The 18,242-nt window shown below is 59.5% G+C and carries 17 protein-coding genes and 1 tRNA gene; 10 read left to right on the top strand and 8 right to left on the bottom strand.

What is annotated here, in order from left to right; all coding sequences use genetic code 11:
* The first annotated feature begins 60 nt into the window (after positions 1 to 60).
* The 4 genes from LG327_RS04810 (at position 61) to LG327_RS04795 (ending at position 4,273) form a co-directional block, all read left to right on the top strand.
* Complete coding sequence (locus LG327_RS04810) at positions 61 to 1,083, top strand: amino acid ABC transporter substrate-binding protein (protein ID WP_404366524.1); 1,023 nt, start codon at positions 61 to 63, stop codon at positions 1,081 to 1,083.
* Positions 1,084 to 1,181: 98 nt separating this feature from the next.
* Positions 1,182 to 2,369, top strand: a complete 1,188-nt coding sequence (locus LG327_RS04805; protein WP_404366521.1) for an amino acid ABC transporter permease — start codon at positions 1,182 to 1,184, stop codon at positions 2,367 to 2,369.
* The gene (locus LG327_RS04800) at positions 2,369 to 3,454 is read left to right on the top strand and encodes an amino acid ABC transporter permease (protein WP_404366518.1); all 1,086 of its coding nucleotides are present in this window, start codon (positions 2,369 to 2,371) and stop codon (positions 3,452 to 3,454) included. Before LG327_RS04805 ends, LG327_RS04800 begins: the two co-directional genes overlap by 1 nt.
* Before the next feature lie 108 nt (positions 3,455 to 3,562).
* On the top strand, positions 3,563 to 4,273 hold the full coding sequence (locus LG327_RS04795) for an amino acid ABC transporter ATP-binding protein (RefSeq protein WP_404369228.1): 711 nt from the start codon (positions 3,563 to 3,565) through the stop codon (positions 4,271 to 4,273).
* A gap of 77 nt (positions 4,274 to 4,350) precedes the next feature.
* Here the strand turns inward: LG327_RS04795 and LG327_RS04790 are convergent, their stop codons facing one another.
* Entirely contained in the window at positions 4,351 to 4,974 is a 624-nt protein-coding gene (locus LG327_RS04790; protein ID WP_404366515.1) for a YbhB/YbcL family Raf kinase inhibitor-like protein, read from the bottom strand.
* 342 nt (positions 4,975 to 5,316) lie between these two features.
* Between LG327_RS04790 and LG327_RS04785 the strand changes: the two genes are divergently transcribed.
* Positions 5,317 to 6,627, top strand: a complete 1,311-nt coding sequence (locus LG327_RS04785) for an NAD(P)/FAD-dependent oxidoreductase (protein ID WP_404366512.1) — start codon at positions 5,317 to 5,319, stop codon at positions 6,625 to 6,627.
* 94 nt (positions 6,628 to 6,721) lie between these two features.
* Positions 6,722 to 7,693, top strand: a complete 972-nt coding sequence (locus tag LG327_RS04780) for a sterol desaturase family protein (protein WP_404366509.1) — start codon at positions 6,722 to 6,724, stop codon at positions 7,691 to 7,693.
* On the opposite strand, the gene LG327_RS04775 is transcribed toward LG327_RS04780, so the two are convergent.
* Positions 7,659 to 7,732 (bottom strand) — tRNA-Gly (locus LG327_RS04775). The two genes, LG327_RS04780 and LG327_RS04775, sit on opposite strands and share 35 nt — an antisense overlap.
* A gap of 143 nt (positions 7,733 to 7,875) precedes the next feature.
* Between LG327_RS04775 and LG327_RS04770 the strand changes: the two genes are divergently transcribed.
* The 4 genes from LG327_RS04770 (at position 7,876) to LG327_RS04755 (ending at position 11,733) form a co-directional block, all read left to right on the top strand.
* Complete coding sequence (locus tag LG327_RS04770) at positions 7,876 to 9,600, top strand: potassium/proton antiporter (protein WP_404366507.1); 1,725 nt, start codon at positions 7,876 to 7,878, stop codon at positions 9,598 to 9,600.
* Positions 9,590 to 10,582, top strand: a complete 993-nt coding sequence (locus tag LG327_RS04765) for a CobW family GTP-binding protein (RefSeq protein WP_404366504.1) — start codon at positions 9,590 to 9,592, stop codon at positions 10,580 to 10,582. Before LG327_RS04770 ends, LG327_RS04765 begins: the two co-directional genes overlap by 11 nt.
* A gap of 90 nt (positions 10,583 to 10,672) precedes the next feature.
* Positions 10,673 to 11,221: a murein L,D-transpeptidase family protein gene (locus LG327_RS04760; protein WP_404366501.1), complete on the top strand. Its 549-nt coding sequence runs from the start codon at positions 10,673 to 10,675 to the stop codon at positions 11,219 to 11,221.
* A 227-nt stretch (positions 11,222 to 11,448) separates the two neighbouring features.
* On the top strand, positions 11,449 to 11,733 hold the full coding sequence (locus tag LG327_RS04755; protein ID WP_404366498.1) for an Lpp/OprI family alanine-zipper lipoprotein: 285 nt from the start codon (positions 11,449 to 11,451) through the stop codon (positions 11,731 to 11,733).
* Positions 11,734 to 11,795: 62 nt separating this feature from the next.
* Here LG327_RS04755 and LG327_RS04750 read toward each other — a convergent pair whose 3' ends face one another.
* The 6 genes from LG327_RS04750 to LG327_RS04725 all read right to left on the bottom strand — a co-directional run bounded on the left by LG327_RS04750 (position 11,796) and on the right by LG327_RS04725 (position 18,220).
* A complete protein-coding gene (locus LG327_RS04750) occupies positions 11,796 to 12,572 on the bottom strand; it encodes a slipin family protein (protein WP_404366496.1) in 777 nt (258 codons plus the stop codon).
* 55 nt (positions 12,573 to 12,627) lie between these two features.
* On the bottom strand, positions 12,628 to 14,115 hold the full coding sequence (locus tag LG327_RS04745; protein WP_404366493.1) for a nodulation protein NfeD: 1,488 nt from the start codon (positions 14,113 to 14,115) through the stop codon (positions 12,628 to 12,630).
* Positions 14,116 to 14,165: 50 nt separating this feature from the next.
* A complete protein-coding gene (locus tag LG327_RS04740) occupies positions 14,166 to 14,918 on the bottom strand; it encodes an SDR family oxidoreductase (protein ID WP_404366491.1) in 753 nt (250 codons plus the stop codon).
* Between the two features lie 22 nt (positions 14,919 to 14,940).
* Positions 14,941 to 16,011 (bottom strand): L,D-transpeptidase family protein, encoded by a 1,071-nt coding sequence (locus tag LG327_RS04735; RefSeq protein WP_404366488.1) that lies wholly within the window; start codon positions 16,009 to 16,011, stop codon positions 14,941 to 14,943.
* A gap of 21 nt (positions 16,012 to 16,032) precedes the next feature.
* Positions 16,033 to 16,602 carry a TMEM165/GDT1 family protein gene (locus tag LG327_RS04730; protein WP_404366485.1) on the bottom strand — a complete coding sequence of 190 codons (570 nt, stop codon included), beginning with the start codon at positions 16,600 to 16,602 and terminating at the stop codon, positions 16,033 to 16,035.
* 226 nt (positions 16,603 to 16,828) lie between these two features.
* Entirely contained in the window at positions 16,829 to 18,220 is a 1,392-nt protein-coding gene (locus LG327_RS04725; protein ID WP_404369225.1) for an MDR family MFS transporter, read from the bottom strand.
* Positions 18,221 to 18,242: the final 22 nt, after the last annotated feature.

The following is an 18,242-nucleotide window of genomic DNA, read 5'->3' as shown; positions in this document are numbered from 1 at the left end:
TGCACTTTGCTGAGAAAACAAGGTGACAGGCAACTAACCGAAATCCGGAGACTCAGAAAAATGAAAAAGACAATAACTTTCGCTGCCGCAGCAACGCTTGCCGGCACCCTGATCGCTGGTTCTGCCAGTGCTGCAACCACCCTCGAGAGCGTCAAGGAACGTGGCCATCTCCAGTGTGGCGTCACCTCTGGCCTGCCCGGCTTTTCCCAGCCCGACGACAAGGGCAACTGGACAGGGCTCGACGTGGATACCTGTCGCGCTGTGGCAGCTGCCATATTCGGCGATGGCAAAAAGGTGCAGTTCACGCCCCTGACCGCCAAGGAGCGCCTGACCGCCCTGCAGTCGGGAGAAATTGACGTTCTGTCCCGGAACACCACCTGGACCCTCACCCGCGACGCCTCCCTGGGTCTCAACTTTACCGGCACCAACTACTACGACGGTCAGGGCTTTCTGGTGAAAAAGGCCGTTGGTGTAGATGATGCCAAGCAGCTTGGCGGCGCCACCATCTGTATTCAGGCCGGCACCACCACCGAGCTCAATCTGGCGGACTACTTCCGCAAGGAGGGCATGGACTTCCAGCCCATAGTGTTCAACACCTCCGAGCAGACCGTTCAGGGCTTCTCTGCCGGCCGCTGTGACGTGCTGACCTCCGACCGCTCCCAGCTGGCAGCACTGCGCAGCAAGCTGTCTGATCCGGAGAGCGCCGTCATTCTGCCCAACATCATTTCCAAGGAGCCCCTGGGCCCGGTGGTCCGTCAGGGCGATGATCAGTGGTTTAATATCGTCAAGTGGACCCTGTTCACCCAGATCAATGCCGAAGAACTGGGCATCACTCAGGAAAATACCAGCGACATGAAAAAGTCCGAGAACCCGTCAGTCCAGCGCCTGCTGGGAACCACCGGCGACATGGGCGAAAAGCTGGGGCTGCCGGCTGACTACGGTGTGAAAATCGTTGAGGAGGTTGGCAACTACGGGGAGATGTACGATCGTAACGTCGGGCCAGACACCCCGCTTGGCCTGGATCGCGGTCTCAACGCACTCTGGACCGATGGCGGCATAATGTACGCACCGCCGGTACGCTGATTTTTCAGCTGCTGGCAATTCAGTTCCGGCCGCCACCCCGGCGGCCGGAAGGTTTCCTGTTTTAAAATCCCTGAGCGGGACGCATTCCGGGGCTTTACATGAATCAGACCAAGACGACACCGGCAAAAATCCAGCGCCGGCCCTGGAACGACCCCAGGGTTCGCTCGCTGGCATTTCAGGTGATCGCAATTTTTGCGGTGGGCTGGGCTGGCTGGACTCTGTTCCAGAATACCCTGTCCAATATGGAAAGCCGTGGCATCAGCACTGGTTTTGGCTTTCTCGATGAATCCGCGGGTTTCGGCATCATCATGAGCCTTATCCCCTACGATGCCACCATGTCCTATGGCCGCACATTCTGGGTGGGCCTTCTCAACACGTTGCTGGTATCGGCCATGGGCATAATCGCCGCCACCATCATCGGTTTTCTGGTGGGCATTGCCAGGCTGTCGAGCAACTGGCTGGTGGCGAAACTCGCCCTGGTCTATGTGGAAACCCTGCGCAACCTTCCTCTTCTGCTGCAGATTTTCTTCTGGTATTTCGCTGTTCTCCGGTCTTTGCCTTCACCAAGACAGAGTGTCGATGTGGGGGGCGTGTTCTTCCTGAACAACCGGGGTCTGTACACACCGGAGCCACTGACTGAACCAGGATTCGGCTGGGTGATGGCTGCATTCGCTGCAGCCATCATGATAGTCATTGCCATCACCCGATGGTCCAGAAAACGCCAGATCAGGACCGGCCAGCTGTTCCCGACTTTCCGGGTTAACCTGGCCATCCTGATAGTTCTGCCCATGCTGGCCTACTTCGCCACAGGCGCCCCTCTGCAGTGGGAAATACCCGAGCTCACCGGGTTCAATTTTTCCGGCGGCATCACGATCATTCCCGAATTGGCGGCGCTCTGGGTAGCCTTGTCCCTTTACACCGCCAGTTTCATTGCGGAAATCGTGCGCTCGGGCATCCTCGCCGTCAGTGGCGGCCAGACCGAGGCGGCCAAGGCCCTGGGGCTGCGCTCCAACCTGATCATGCGCCTGGTGGTCATCCCCCAGGCCATGCGAGTGATCATACCGCCGCTGACCAGCCAGTATCTGAACCTGGTGAAAAACTCATCCCTGGCCACAGCTATCGGCTATCCGGACCTGGTGGGCGTCTTCATGGGCACCACCCTGAACCAGACCGGCCAGGCCGTCGAGGTGGTTGCCATGACCATGGCGGTATACCTGACCATCAGCCTCTCTATTTCGCTGCTGATGAATATCTATAACCGTTCTGTTGCCCTTCAGGAGCGCTAATGACCACTCCTTCGGAATTGCCTCCAAAATCGGAGATCGGGTTTTGGGGATGGGTGCGCAAAAACCTGTTTTCCACCTGGTACAACACTCTGCTGTCCCTGGTGATCGGCTATCTGGTGATCTCCAGCGTGACGCCGCTGGTCAACTGGCTGTTCCTGGAAGCCACCTTCACCGGGGAAGATCCGGCAGACTGCGCCAGTGCCGGCGCGTGCTGGCTGTTCATCAATCAGCGGCTGAACTTCTTCATTTACGGGTTTTACCCGGATGATCTGCAATGGCGGGTGAACATCATGTTCTTCCTGCTGGCGCTGTCCTTCCTGCCCCAGTTCATCGAGCGCTTTCCCGGCCGCAAGTGGTTCGGGGTATTCGGCCTGACCGGCCTCCCGGTGATCGGCTTCATCCTGATCTCCGGCGGCATGTTCGGCCTCGAAGAAGTACCCAGCAGCAAATGGGGCGGCCTGATGCTGACCCTGATCATCGCCTACGTGGGCATACTCGCTGCCCTGCCTATTGGAACCATGCTGGCCTTGGGGCGACGCTCGGAAATGCCCATCATCCGGGGACTCTGTGTCACTTTTATCGAGGTGTGGCGAGCGGTACCCCTGATCACCGTTCTGTTCATGGCTTCGGTCATGCTGCCCCTGTTCCTGCCCGAAGGCCTGAACTTCGAGAAGCTGTTGCGTGCCCTGATCGGCATCACCCTGTGGCAGTCCGCCTACATGGCGGAAGTGGTCCGCGGGGGGCTCCAGGCCATCCCGAAAGGCCAGTATGAGGCCGCCAGCGCCCTGGGACTGGGTTACTGGCGGAAAATGGGACTGATCGTGCTGCCCCAGGCTCTGACCCTGGTCATCCCGGGCATAGTCAACACCTTCATTGCCCTGTTCAAGGACACCACCCTGGTGCTCATCATTGGCCTGTTCGACATCCTGGGCACGGTGCAGTCCACCATTACCGACCCCGCCTGGCGGAATGTGACGACAGAGGGCTATGTCTTCGTGGCCTTCTGTTTCTGGATATTCTGCTTCGGCATGTCCCAGTACAGCCAGAAGCTGGAACGCAAACTCGACACCGGTCACCGGACCTGACGGAAACTGATCATGACTGAACTGACAAACCAGCAAGAAGCCAACCGGCCGGCAGAACCCGTGAAGTCAGCGGCCGATTCCGAAAATGCGATCATCCGGGTCGAGGACATGCACAAGTGGTACGGCAAGTTCCACGTGCTCAAAAACCTCAACCTGAATGTCACCCAGGGCGAACGCATTGTCATCTGTGGGCCTTCGGGTTCCGGCAAATCCACCTTTATCCGCTGCATCAACCGGCTGGAAGAGCACCAGCGGGGCAGGATCATCGTGGACGGAGTGGAACTGACCGACGACCTGCGCCAGATCGACAACGTCCGCCGCGAAGTGGGCATGGTGTTCCAGCACTTCAATCTGTTTCCCCACCTGACGGTACTGGAAAACTGCTGTCTGGCCCCTTTGTGGGTGAGAAAAACGCCCCGTCGCGAGGCCGAAGCTGCCGCCATGGAGTACCTGGAGAGGGTCAAAATCCCGGAGCAGGCCAAAAAGTTTCCCGGCCAGCTTTCCGGTGGCCAGCAACAGCGGGTAGCCATTGCCCGGGCCCTGTGCATGAAACCCAAGGTGATGCTGTTCGACGAACCCACGTCGGCACTGGATCCGGAGATGATCAAGGAAGTGCTGGACGTGATGATCGAACTGGCCGGAAGCGGCATGACCATGATCTGTGTCACCCACGAGATGGGTTTCGCCAAGACCGTCGCAGACCGGGTCATATTCATGGATCAGGGGGAGATTGTGGAAGGCGCACCGCCCCACGAGTTCTTCGATAACCCCAAAGAGGCCAGGACCCAGCAATTCCTGCAGCAGATCCTTCACCACTGAAGGCCTCTGACCAGAAGACAAACCCCGACCGGTGAGGTGCACCGGTCGGGGTATTTATACGTTTTTCCGACCCAGCGCTATCTCAGATCGGGATTGAGCGTATAGGTGCCGGTAACCCGGGCACTGTCCAGCACATGGCCAGACATGGCTTCGCGCACAGCGCGGCCGTCAAACTCCCCGGTCAGGCCGAGAGAAGCCACATCAAGGGCATGAACCTCGAAATGATAATGGTGGATACGCTCGTCATTCCACGGCGGGCAGGGGCCGTCATAGCCGGCGTAGGTGCCCGCCATGTCTGGATTGCCTGCCAGGAAATTCGTAAAGTCGTTGACGCCGCGGATGCCGACATGGCCCGCGCCTGTGGGTTTGCCCTTGGGGATCACGCCGTCACTGTCTGAGGCCTCGGGAATCTGGTGAACGTCAGCAGGAATGTCCACCAGCAGCCAGTGGAAAAAGTCCACCCGCTCAAGATCCTCTGACACGGTTTTGCCTTCCTGATTGACGTCATCCGCGTCCGCCGGCACATCCGGGTCAAACATGATGACAGCAAAGCTTCTGGTGTGCTCCGGTGCATCGGACCACTGCATTTCGGGGTTCCGGTTGGGCCCGAACTTCATGTGGTCCTCTTCATCGTAGACGCCAAATGCAAAGGTTTCGGGGATAGGCTGATTCTCTGATATGCCCTTGACGCGAAGTTTCACGGTGCTCTCCTTTTCAGGTTCAGGTGGGCTTGCAGTTACAGCTGTTAACGGGGCGGTAGTAAGTGGGGAGATCTTTCCACTTACTCTGTTACTCATTATTAACAGCCCCGGAATGGCCCTGTCCACCCCGGCACCGAAGGGGGAGAAAGCCCGGTCACAGATCGCATTGTCCCGGACCCCGCGCCATGCGAGGATATCGGCTGCCAGGTGCGCAGTCGGCCCTCCCGTGCCCCTCCTCCTGCCGGATTGACGGCAATGCCTGTAATTGCCCGGTGAAGAAAGCCATGGGTTCTGATCCCCAGAGTTCATGGCTGTCTTCATCTGCAGTAAATGGACCGAATCATGGAAAAACTTCACCGCATTGTCGTGGTTGGCGGCGGCGCCGGAGGCCTGGAGCTTGTAACCCGGCTGGGCAGGAAAGCAGGGAAAAAAGGCCGGGCCCACATCACTTTGGTGGATGCAGAGCTGACCCACATCTGGAAGCCCCTTTACCACGAAGTAGCCGCCGGCTCGCTGGACGCCAACGCCAACGAAATCAATTTCCGGGAGCATGCCCGCAAGCATCACTTCGAGTTCCAGTTGGGCCGAATGACCGGGCTGGACCGGGAAGGCCAGACCATCAAGCTTGCTCCGATCCACGACAGTGATAACGACGAAGTGGTGCCGGAGCGTGGGGTTCCGTACGACACCCTGGTAATCGCCGTGGGCAGCACCGCCAACGATTTCGGCACCCCCGGCGCGCAGGACTACTGCCTGTTCCTCGACAGCCTTCCCCAGGCCCGCCGCTTTCACAGCCTGATGCTCAATGCCTTTCTGAGAAAGAACTACATGGCACAGAACGGCGATCGCAGCCGGCTGGCCCTGACCATTATCGGCGCAGGGGCCACCGGCGTGGAACTGGCCGCGGAGCTTCGGCTCGCTTCCCGGGAACTCCCGGTATACGGCATGAACAGCCTCAAGTCGGAGGATGTGAGTATCCGGCTGATAGAAGCGGCCGAGCGGATTCTTCCTGCCCTGCCGGAGCGGCTTTCCGGCGCTGCCGCCCGGGAACTGGAACGACTGGGCATAGACCTGGTAACCGGCCAGCCGGTAAAGGAGGTGCTTGCCAGCCAGGTGGTCCTGAAGGACGGCACCAGCCTGACATCGGAAATGACCATCTGGGCCGCCGGCATCAAGGCTCCTGCATTTCTCACGGGCATCGAGGGCCTGGAAACCACCCGCACCAACCAGCTGGTGGTGGAGCAGACCCTGCAGACCACCCGGGACCCCGGGATCTTTGCCTTTGGCGACTGCGCCGCCTGCCCCCAGCCGGACTCAGACCGGCCTGTACCACCCAGAGCCCAGGCTGCCCACCAGCAGGCCGATACACTCTACCGCAGCCTTATGAACCGGCTGGAGGGCAGGGCGCCGGTGCCTTTCACCTACCGGGATTACGGCTCACTGATCAACTTCAGCCGCTACACTACCGTGGGCAACCTGATGGGCAATCTCTCCGGCCGCAGTCTGATGATCGAGGGCCGGGTGGCCCGGCTGTTCTATCTGTCCCTGTATCGCATGCACCAGGTCGCTCTTCATGGTGTTATCCGCACCGGGGTCATCTGGCTCATGGACCGGGTCAGCCGTGCCATGCATCCGCGCCTGAAGCTGCACTGACGGAATTCACCAGGGCATTCGTCGCAATCGGCCAACGTCTGGAGGCGGAAGCGGTGAGATACTGGTTTCAGTAGAATCACCGTCAGGAGGCCCCATGACACCCACACCGCTGACCGACCTGCTGGGCTTCGATCCCCACCTGGTGACCCTGGCTCTGGCGCCGGCCTTCATGCTGGCCATGGCCGGCGAGTTCTGGCACCTGCGCCGGCCAGGCAAAGGCCGGGATTCCGCCAGCTACACCTGGGTGGACACCCTCAGCAACATGACGCTGGCAGGTCTCTACCAGGCCGGGGATGTGCTGGCCGCGCTGTTCACCATCGTGGTCTACAATGCGTTTTTTGATTTCCGCCTGTTCGACATTCCGTTCAATGCCTGGACAGTGGCTCTGCTGTTTGTGGTGCAGGACTTCTTCTACTACTGGTTCCACCGGGCCCATCACCGCATCCGTCTGCTCTGGTGCTCCCACGTAGTCCATCATTCCTCGGAAAAGCTCAATCTCTCCACTGCCTTCCGCCAGAGTCTGACCTACCCCATTACCGGCATGTGGGCCTTCTGGCTGCCAATCGTGCTCATCGGCTTCCCCCCGGAAACAGTCATCTTTGCCGTCGCCATCAGCCTGGCCTACCAGTTCTTCATCCATACCCAGGTGGTGGACAGGCTCGGGCCCCTGGAGTGGATACTCAACACCCCCTCCCATCACCGGGCTCATCATGGCCGCAATCCGGAATACATCGACCGGAACTACGGCGGCATCCTGATTATCTGGGACCGGCTGTTTGGAACCTTCGTGGAGGAAAAAGAAACACCCAGGTACGGCATCCCCGAGCGCATCAAGTCCCACAACCCGCTGGTGCTCACATTCCACGAGTGGCAGGCCATGCTCGCCGACCTGGCAAGACCCGGCTTCACCCTGAAGCAGCGCCTCGCCCTGCTGGCAGGGTCACCGGAAGCAGCGGCGACGATACGGCAGGCAGCACTTCGCCGCCGGGAAGCATCGGATATGGAAAGCGGGGAAGAAGGACAGACCGGGATGGAGCGGGTGAAGGGAATCGAACCCTCGTCGTAAGCTTGGGAAGCTTCTGCTCTGCCATTGAGCTACACCCGCCTTTCGGCCCGTGCCCACTATAGGGCCGGCGCACATTCCCCACAAGCTCTATGCCCCGCAATTTTTTTGCGCCGACTCCCACCATGGGCCCATCCCGGCTGGCCAAGCTGTTATGATGGAATCCTGATTTTCCCGGAGTCGCCATGCCCACAACCGTGATTCTGCTCGGCGCCATGATGCTTGTGATGAGTATTATGCTGAGCCCGCTTTCCAGCCGCCTGGGCATGCCGGTGCTGCTGATCTTCCTCGTGGTGGGGATGATGATGGGGGAGGACGGGCCTGGTGGCATTCTGTTCGATGACTTCGAGCTGGCCTTCCTGATTGCCAACCTGGCGCTGGCGGTGATTCTGCTGGATGGTGGGATGCGCACCCGGGCCGAGACCTTTCGTGTGGGGCTGCGACCCGCTCTGGTGCTGGCTACCTTCGGTGTTCTGATCACCGCCCTCGTGGCGGGCTTTGCGGCCTGGTACCTGTTCGGCCTGCACTGGCTGACCGCCCTGCTGGTCGGGGCCATTGTGTCGTCCACTGATGCCGCTGCGGTATTTTCCCTCTTGCAGGGCCATGGCCTGCACCTGAACGAGCGGGTTAGTGCCACTCTTGAGATCGAATCCGGCAGTAACGACCCGATGGCGATCTTCCTTACCCTGATGCTGCTGATGCTGGTTCAGAACCAGGGTGAAGGCTCGGTGGTGGACAGCCTGCTGCTGCTGGTGATGCAGTTTGGAATCGGCAGCATCATGGGCGTTCTGGGCGGCCTTGCTCTGGTGGAGATTACCAACCGCCTGCGCCTGACCCCTTCCCTTTATCCCCTGCTGGTGGTCGCCGCCGGCATGATCGTGTTTGCCGGCACCAACGAGCTTGGCGGCAGCGGTTTTCTTGCCATCTATCTGGCCGGTGTTGTGCTTGGCAACCGGCCGGTACGGATGATGCCCATGATTCTGCAGGTACATGACGGTCTGGCCTGGCTGGCCCAGCTCTGCCTGTTTCTGATGCTGGGTCTGCTGGTGAATCCCAGTGAGCTGCTGCCCCTTGCCGGTGGTGGCCTGATTCTGGCGCTGGTGCTGATCTTCGTGGCCCGACCGCTGGCTATTGTCACCACCCTCTGGCCCTTTGGTTTCAACCGGCGGGAACTGACGTTTATCAGCTGGGTGGGGCTTCGTGGAGCGGTTCCGATTGTGCTTGCCCTGTTTCCGATCATAGCCGGGCTGCCGGAAGCCAGTCTCATCTTTCACATTGCCTTCTTCATAGTGCTGGTGTCGCTGCTGGTGCAGGGAATGTCCCTGGCACCCCTGGCCCGTTTCCTCAAACTTGAGGTTCCGGCCACCAATGAACCCTTCCGTCGTCTTCCCCTGGATGTAGCCGCAGCCGGGGATCACGAACTGATGCTGTTTCCTCTCAGGGGCGACCAGTGGCAGCAGGAACGCCCGCTGGGCCAGCTACAGCTGCCGGAAAACACGGCCATTGCCGGGGTCTTCCGGAATCGCATCTGCCACCCCCCCAGTCCCGACCTGAAGGTCACCTCCGGCGATGTGGTGGGTGTATTTGCCACCCCGGCGACCCTGCCCCTTCTTGGCAAGGCTCTTTCCGGCCGCCACTCGCCCCGGCATCTCGCCGAGCGGGCATTTTTCGGGGATTTCGTGCTCAATGGCGATGCGCTGCTGGGGGACGTGGAACAGGTCTACGGCATAGAATTCGACGAACTGCCGCCGGAACTGTCTCTGGCGGAATGTTTCGCAAAGCGCACCAAGGGTCATCCGGTCATTGGTGACCGGGTGCTTCTGGGCCCGGTCACCCTGGTTGCCAGAGCCACCGATGCGGACAAGGTGACCAAAGTTGGCCTCAAGATGGACGACAGCCATGGCAAATGATTACCCGCCGATTCCCACGCATCTGATACTGGGGTTTCTCGGGGCCGGCAAGACCACCGCCATCCTGAATCTTCTGAAACAGAAGCCGGAACACGAAACCTGGGCGGTGCTGGTAAACGAATTCGGCGAGGTGGGCATTGATGGCGCCCTTCTGCGTACCGAGGGCGTCGCCATCCGGGAAGTGCCCGGAGGCTGCATGTGCTGCGTGTCGGGGGTGCCAATGCAGATTGGCCTCAACAGCCTGATCCGTTTTTCCCGGCCTGACCGCCTATTCATAGAGCCCACTGGCCTGGGTCACCCGGCACAGATCCTTGAGATGCTGACCAGCGTTTTCTATCAGGATGTCCTTGCCCTGTCCGCCTCCGTCTGTCTGGTTGATCCCAGGCGGCTGGAAGATCCCAGGGTGCTGGAGAACAGGCAGTTTCAGGATCAGGTAGCGGTTGCGGATGTGCTGGTGGCCAGCAAAACTGACCTGTGTACTCCCCAGCAGATCGAGCACTTTGACCAATGGGCTGGGGCGATCGAGCCGGCCCGGCAGCGAATCGCCCACATCGCCAACGGCGGAATCGAGATCGACTGGCTCACGGGCACATCCGATCGCCATGATTCATGGTTTCCCCACAGTCACCGGGCACATAATCACGACAGACCTCCGCAGGCAAAGCCATCTCTTGCAGATCAGCCCTGGCAGGTTTATCAAAATCACGGGGAAGGTTTTCACAGCCTGGGGTGGCGGGTCCACCCGGAGAAGATGTTTGATGCCGCGGCCCTGCATCAGCTCGCCCATGAGGACAGCTTTGACCGGCTCAAAGCCGTTGTAAACACCACCTCGGGGTGGCTCTCATTCAATGCGGTGGATGGCATGGTTACCCTGCTGGACAGCGATCCAGCGGACGAATCCCGGCTGGAGATTATCGGCCGCGAGCTCGACACCGACGCTCTTGAGCGGCGCCTGCAGGCAGCTGTTCTGGCGATGGTTTAACAAAACCAGGCTTCGTAACAGAGTCCGTGTTCACGTTGTGCCAGGGCTGTGCTATAACCCCAGTGTCCAGGCATTAACCATTGGTAAGCTATGTCCGCGCAACTCAGGTACCCGATATTTTTCCCCGCCCTTGCCGTTTCTCTTGTGCTGACGATGCTGTCATCAGCGGGGCAGGCCACGGAATTCAACGTCGCGATGCTCGACCGATCCCCCCTCCATGTCAACCAGGTGCTGGTGCGCAAGGAAGAACGCCGGCTTTACCTCATGTCCGACGAAGAGGTGATACGCAGCTATCGAATTTCCCTGGGGGGCAACCCATACGGGCACAAGCTCTTTGAAGGTGACCAGCGCACCCCCGAAGGCTCCTACACCCTTGACTGGCGCAACCCCGGGAGCGATTTTTACAAATCCATTCATATTTCCTATCCCAATAAGAATGACCGCTCCCAGGCGGCTGCATGGGGCCAGGACCCTGGCGGCAGTATCATGATCCATGGCCTGCCCAATGGCGCGGAAGACATGGCTTTTGCCTACACGGGCCTGGACTGGACCGAGGGGTGCATCGCCGTGGCCAATCACGAAATGGATGAAATCTGGCAGCTGGTGAGCGACGGAACCCCCATCCAGATTGTTCCCTGAGCAGGCGCTACTGCGCGCCGGGACAGCGAAAAAACGGCCCGGTTTCCTTACGTCTGCGTAATATCGTCAGAAGTTTTACCTATGCATTGTTAACATTTGCTTTCATAGTGTTTTACACTGTTTACGATCTTGGCAAATCGTGCATGCCAAATGAAAGCCAACAGGATGTTGGCACTGCATGAATCAGGTAATTCAGGAAGCACAACGACTAATAAGGGGATTCAATAATGCGCAAGTTGACACTAGCAGGGTTTGCACTGGCTACCGCTCTTACCGCCGGCTGTGCCTCACAGGCAAGCCAGGAGTCTATTGACGAGGCTCAGGCATCTGCGAATTCAGCAGAGCAGACCGCCAACCAGGCACTGAACACAGCCAATGATGCCAATGCCCGGGCCAACAACGCCCAGCAGACCGCAGAGCAGGCACTGTCCGCAGCACGGGCAGCTCAGAAATCTGCCAACGAGGCAAATGAGCGCGCCAAGCGCATGCTTCAGAAGGCCAGCCAGAAGTAAGGCTGACTCAAGCAGAAAAGGCCGGTATCAACCGGCCTTTTTTGTGTCTGGAGATCAGTGAATCAGGATTTTGATTTGGATTTTGACTCCCTGGCGGCGCCAAAGGTTTCCATGAATTCCATGGGCAGGGGAAACACGATCATCGAAGAATTATTGCTGGTACTCATATCCGACAGCGTCTGCAGGTAGCGCAGCTGCATTGAGCCGGATTCCTTCGCCATCACCTCGGCAGCTTCAACCAGTTTTTTGGATGCCTGGAGTTCACCCTCGGCATGAATGACCTTGGCGCGCCGTTCCCGTTCGGCCTCTGCCTGACGGGCGATGGCCCGGATCATGGATTCGTTCAGATCCACATGCTTGATCTCGACATTCGCCACCTTGATGCCCCAGTCCTCTGTCTGGGAATCAAGGATCTCCTGGATATCCGCGTTCAGCTTGTCCCGTTCGGAAAGCATTTCATCGAGATCGTGCTTGCCCAGCACCGACCTCAGGGTTGTCTGGGCGAGCTGACTGGTGGCGGAGCCGAAATCCTCCACCCGGATAATGGCACGCTCCGGGTCCACTACGCGGAAATAAATCACCGCATTCACCTTGACCGTCACGTTGTCCTTTGAGATGACGTCCTGGCCGGGAACATCCAGCGTAATGACCCTCAGGTCCACTCGCGTCATCTGCTGGATACCGGGGATGATGATGATTAGACCTGGTCCCTTGACCCCCTGAAAGCGGCCAAGGAAGAACACTACCCCCCGCTGGTATTCCGGAAGGATCTTGATTGCTGACGCCAGGATGAGAAGCAGTACAACGGTTGGCGCGACATAGGGGATGAATTGCTCCATTGGGTATCTCCTTGGTTGAATCGTGATCGGTGGTCGGTAATTCCAGAAAGCTGGTTTACGAACCGGATTCTGTCACCGCGACCTTCACCGACAGGCCGTCTACATCCACTACTTTCAGTTCCTGACCTTTCTCCACCGGCCCGTCACTGGTCGCGTTCCACCGCTCTCCGCCCAGTCTCACATGGCCCCGATAGTGACCGTCGGTGGACTCAAAACTGTCCAGCGCCACCGCGCGCTCCTGCCTGATCTGGTCCACACCGCTGACGGCCGGCTTGCGACGCAGGCTCAGGAAGCGGGTGACGGTCCAGAGCATGAAGCCTGCAGCTATGGCGGCGGTGCCGCCGACGAGGGGCAGGGAGACTTCCCGGTGGCTGCCATCCATCAATATGATGGAGCCCACCACAAAGGCTACCAGCCCGCCAATACCCAGGATGCCAAAACTTGGCATGAAGGCCTCCCCTACGATGAATGCCAACCCCAGCAGAATGAGCGCAAGGCCAGCGTAATTCACCGAGAGAACCTGAAAGGCGAAGAGTGCAAGCACCAGGCAGATGGCACCAATGACACCGGGAATCATGGCTCCCGGATTGGAAAGTTCAAAGATGAGCCCGTAAAACCCGATGATCATCAGGAAATAGGCCACGTTGGGATCGGTGATGACCGAGAGCAGACGGGTGCGCCAGTCCGGCTCCAGGCGGATTATTTCGAGATTGCCGGTATTCAGGGTCCGCTCCCCGTCCCGCATTTTTACTGTCCGACCGTCCATCTGCTTCAGAAGGCCAGGGATGTCAGCTGCGATCAGGTCGATTACATTGCGCTCCAGCGCTTCATCGGCGCCCAGGTTTGCGCCTTCCCGCACTGCCTCTTCCGCCCAGTCAGCATTACGGCCGTGACGTTCGGCCAGCCCCCGAATCCAGGAGACGGCATCTTCCAGAATCTTGCGTTCCATGGCGGAGCCACCCCGGGTCTTTTCCTCCTCCGGAGACCCGGATTCTTCTTCCTGACGGTCCCCGGCCTCCTGTTTTTCAGTGTCTTCAGCTTCCCCTGCATCCCCGGAGCCGGAGGAATCCTCCTGCTCCTGCGGGCTTCCGGGCATTCCTCCCATCTGCACGGGGGTTGCCGAGCCCAGATTGGTTGCCGGGGACATGGCGGACACATGACTGCCATAGAGAATGAAGGTCCCGGCGCTGGCCGCTCTGGCGCCTTCCGGATGGACATAAGTTGCCACAGGTACCTCTGAGGCAAGAATGGCCTGGATGATGCTGCGGGTGGAATCCATCAGGCCACCAGGGGTGTTCATTTCAAGAATGACCACTTCGGCGTCGCCTTGCCGTGCCTGCTCCATGCCACGAACAATGTAGTCCATGGTGGCGGGCCCTATGGGGCCTTCCACCGTGAGCACCAGGGCGGTGCCGTCACGCTTCTCCTGGGCCAGCAACTGCTGACCAAGGGAAAACAGGGCGAGAACCAGACCGATGGCAAGAACGCCGGACCAGCACCGGAGGCGGAAAAAACCCGAAGACGTTGTCGATTGTCTGATCAAGGAAATCACCTCCCGTGGGGAAATGGTGGCTTAAGCTTTCCTGGCAAACATCAAACCATTCTGGCCAGCAGGGATACTGGCAGTCGCTTCATGATGAAGCCTATTGGTCGCCATGGCCAGCCAGGCACATAGGCCCGGGCACGTTCTGATTCAATGGCGCGAACCATGGCGCGGCATCCGGTTTCTGCGTCCACAATAAAAGGCGTGTTCCTTACCTTCTCATTGAGTTCGGTGCGGATGTAACCCGGATAGAGGGTTGTCAGTTTTATCGGGGAACCCTGTTTTGCCAGCTCGACCTGGAGCCCTTCCATCAGCGCAGCAAGGCCTGCCTTGGTCGCGGCATAGGTGGTGATGTTTTTGGGCATGCCCCGCACCGCTGATACCGAAGATACGGCAACCAGATGGCCACGGTTCTGCGCGCGGAAAATTTCCATGGCCGCTTCCACCTGCGCCAGGGCGGCCACGAAATTGGTTTCAGCAGTCTGCCGGTTGGCGCTGAAGTGGCCCGTGCCCAGTGGCTGGCCCTTGCCTATCCCTGCGTTGACAATGATTCTGTCCAGACCGCCAAGGTCATCGCGGAAGGCCCGGAACACCTCGAACACCTGGTCGTGATTATTGACGTCGAGTGCCCGCACGCTGATTTTGAGTGTCGGGTGCCGTTTGAGCAGTTCCTCCCGCAGCTCCTCAAGGCGCTCAGTGCGCCTGGCACAGATGGCCAGATTGCAGCCGCGGCCTGCAAACTCCCTGGCCATGCCTTCGCCAAGGCCGGAGCTGGCGCCGGTTATCAAAACATTGCCTGTCATTCACTGCTCTCCCGGGTTTGATTCAGAAGAGCCCTCTGACGGGTTGGTCCTCGTCGGCAGGGCTCCTTTCAGACCTTTCTCCCGGCAGCTCGCCCGCCACCTGGGTCAGGCGTTCGCCAATCATTCTGGGCAGCCCATCTGCCTGATCAACAGCCAGTTCAATGGCCCGGCGCTGGAACTCAACACCTGGGACATTCTGTTCAAAGGCAGATATGACGCGGCCCACTTCGTCCCAGAGGCGCTCCCTGGCATCACTGTCATAGTCTTCTTTCGGGCGGTGCACTTCAAGCCAGACCTCGCGACCGCTCATACCGATCTTGACCGGCTGATGAATGATCTGGACCGACGTACCCTTGTCCACCATGTTGATGAACTGCGAAATGTCCTCGTTGTACATGCGGAAACAGCCATGGCTGACCTGCATGCCAATGCCAAACTGTTTGTTGGTGCCGTGGATGAGATAGCCTTTTTTGCTCAGTAACAGCGCAAAGGGGCCCAGCGGGTTGTCGGGGCCGGGGGGAATCACGCGTGGGAGATATTCGCCGCTGGCGTCGTATTCAGCGCGTACGCTTTCGGGCGGATACCAGGCAGGCGATTCCAGCCGCATGGTTACTTCGGCATCGGTAAGGGGCGACGGATTGTCTTCCGTGCCCACCCCTACGGGGTAGACCTGGACTGCGCCGCCGCTGAAATAATAAAGCCGGTATTCCGCCAGATTGATGACGATACCCTCCCGTTTGCTCTCCGGCAGCACATACCTGCGGGGCAGAGTGATCTGGGTTCCCTCGCCCGGCAGCCAGGGGTCGATGCCCGGGTTCGCCTTGACCAGTTCCAGATACCCCAGGCTTTTTTCGTTGCCTATGCCGGCAAAGGTGTCCTCGTAACGGGTTCTCATGACCGAAAGCTCGCCCACTACGTCACCCCGCAGGCTCCAGCGCGGTACCCGCGGAGGCACGGTATGGACATCTTCGGGCGATGCGCTGCCGATTGCGGGGCTGTAAGGGCCCGACTGGGCCGCCAGGGGCGCGGACGCCGTCATCACTGCCCCGATCAGGAATGCCCGTGCACTATTGTTAAAGAAATCAGACCACATAATTGGTTTTCCAGAACCGACTCACAAGCCCAGCAGGGCAGCCCAGACCGTTGCCGCTGCCAGCGCCAGGAACAGACCACTCGCGGCGATTCGCGCCGTAGCCAGGGGTAAACGTTCCATCAGCCACCTGCCCGCCAGAATCACGGGTATATTAGCTGCCAGCATACCAATGGTACTGCCGACAATCACCCAAAAGGTGGCTTCGTAACGCGCTGCAAGCACGACTGTGGCAATCTGGGTCTTGTCGCCTATCTCCGCAAGAAAAAACATCAGAGTGGTGGCAGCAAATGCACCCAGGCCCAGCAGGCCGGATTCTTCATTTTCATCCCGGTCGGGAAACAGCAACCACAGGGCGATGACAAGAAAGCTGCCCGCCACCAGCCAGGGCAGCCAGCTGGGCGGCAGCCATTCCGCGACCCAGGCCCCGAGCAGGGCTGACAGGCCATGATTCAGAAGAGTGGCAACGAGTATACCGAGAATGATGGGCGAGCGCCGGGCAAAACGGCTGACCAGGAACAGCGAGAGAAGCTGGGTCTTATCGCCGATTTCAGCAATGAATACGGCAATGGACGAGGTGATCAGGGCATCCATAAACAGGACTCAGGGCGGATCGCGGACAGGAGGCAGCTCCATTCTCCGCCCACCGGGAATGTCACTGCCTCAGGTCTTGCCAATCCCTGCCCTGGAGGGCCGGATGCAATGGCCACGGGATTGAGTCCCAAGTGTGTTGACCATTGCCCTGGGCCTGCTGACAGGCCGATGGAGACTACTCCCCTGAAGAGAACTTCATGATAATCAAAGTTTTTCGGCAACGCAATCACGGCCGGATCCGCCACACGGGCCAGAGTGCGAGGAGTACGAAGCCGGCCACCAGCCACCAGGCCGTGTGGAATGCCCCAATGGTGGGCAGTGAACCTGCGTGCTCTCCGTACTCCAGGGTCAGCGCCACCAGATTGATGCCGTAGGCGCCCCCGAGCTGCCGGGTGAAATTGATGGTGCCAGAACCATAGCCCAGCTCATGGGGCTCAAGCGGATTCAGTGCGGCAGTCGACAGGGCAGGTAACATGAAGCCGAGGCCAATGCGCCCAATCACCGCCCAGAGCGCCAGCCAGGCAAACCCCAGGGTCATGTCTGATAATGCAAACAGCACAGCTGACAGGGCGAACAGGGCCATTCCGGTAATGATCAGCCCCCGGGGGCTGCGGCGGTCCGCAAGGCGGCCGGCTATGGGGAACACCATACCCAGCACAATACCTGCGGGGAGCATCAGGAGCCCTGCCTTGGTGGCGGAAAACCCGAGCGCCGACTGCACAAACAGCGGGATCAGGTAGGTTGATCCAAACAGGGCCAGGCCAAGGGCAACAGCGCCAATGTTGGCGAACAGGAAACTGGGACGTCGTAGCAGACGGACCTGCAGCAGAGGATGCTTCACCCGACGTTCCCGGCGGACAAACAGCACCAGCGTGGTGACGGCACCCATCAGGCCAGCGCCGATCCAGAGGCCATTACCCGCTGGTGCCTGCAACCGGTTGAGCGCATCGAGACTGCAGACGATGGTCAGCGCCAGCAGAACCAGGCCGCGGAGATCGAACGGGTAGGAAAGCAGGGGCGCAACCGGCCTTGGCAGGAACTTCCAGACCATGAAAACCCCCAGCAAGGTGACAGGCGCAGGGGCGAACATGACAAAACGCCAGTCAAGCTGGTCGACGAGCACCCCGCCAAGGGTGGGGCCCAGTGCCGGCGCCAGAATGACCCCCATGCCATATATGCCCATGGCCTGGCCCCGGCGCTCGCGGGGAAAAATCCGGAATACCAGGTACATGGCCATGGGCTGCATGAGTCCTGCCACCGCGCCCTGGGCAATGCGGGCGGCTATCAGCATTTCAGGTGTCTGGCTGAAGCCACCGGCAACGGAAATGATACTGAACAGCAGCATGGCACTGGCGAGGGTCTTGCGTATTCCGAAGTGATCCAGCAGCCAGCCGGTGGTCAGCATGGTGGTGGTCATGGCGGCGATAAAACCGGTAGCCAGCCAGTGGGCCTTGCCCTGTCGGATACCAAACTCCGACATGATATCCGGCAGGGCGACGTTCACGATGGTGGCACTGAGCACTGTCGCCATGGTGCCAAGCATGACCGTGGCTACCGCGAACCAGCGCCAGCGGTCGCCGTAACGGCTCTGCAGTGCTTCAAGGGAATGGCTGGACAGAGAAAACTCCCAGGTGACATGG

The sequence above is a fragment of the Marinobacter sp. genome (assembly GCF_044799475.1).
GTDB lineage: Bacteria > Pseudomonadota > Gammaproteobacteria > Pseudomonadales > Oleiphilaceae > Marinobacter.
Note: the sequence above shows the minus strand (reverse complement) of the source record. Positions and strands in the feature narration are given on the sequence as shown.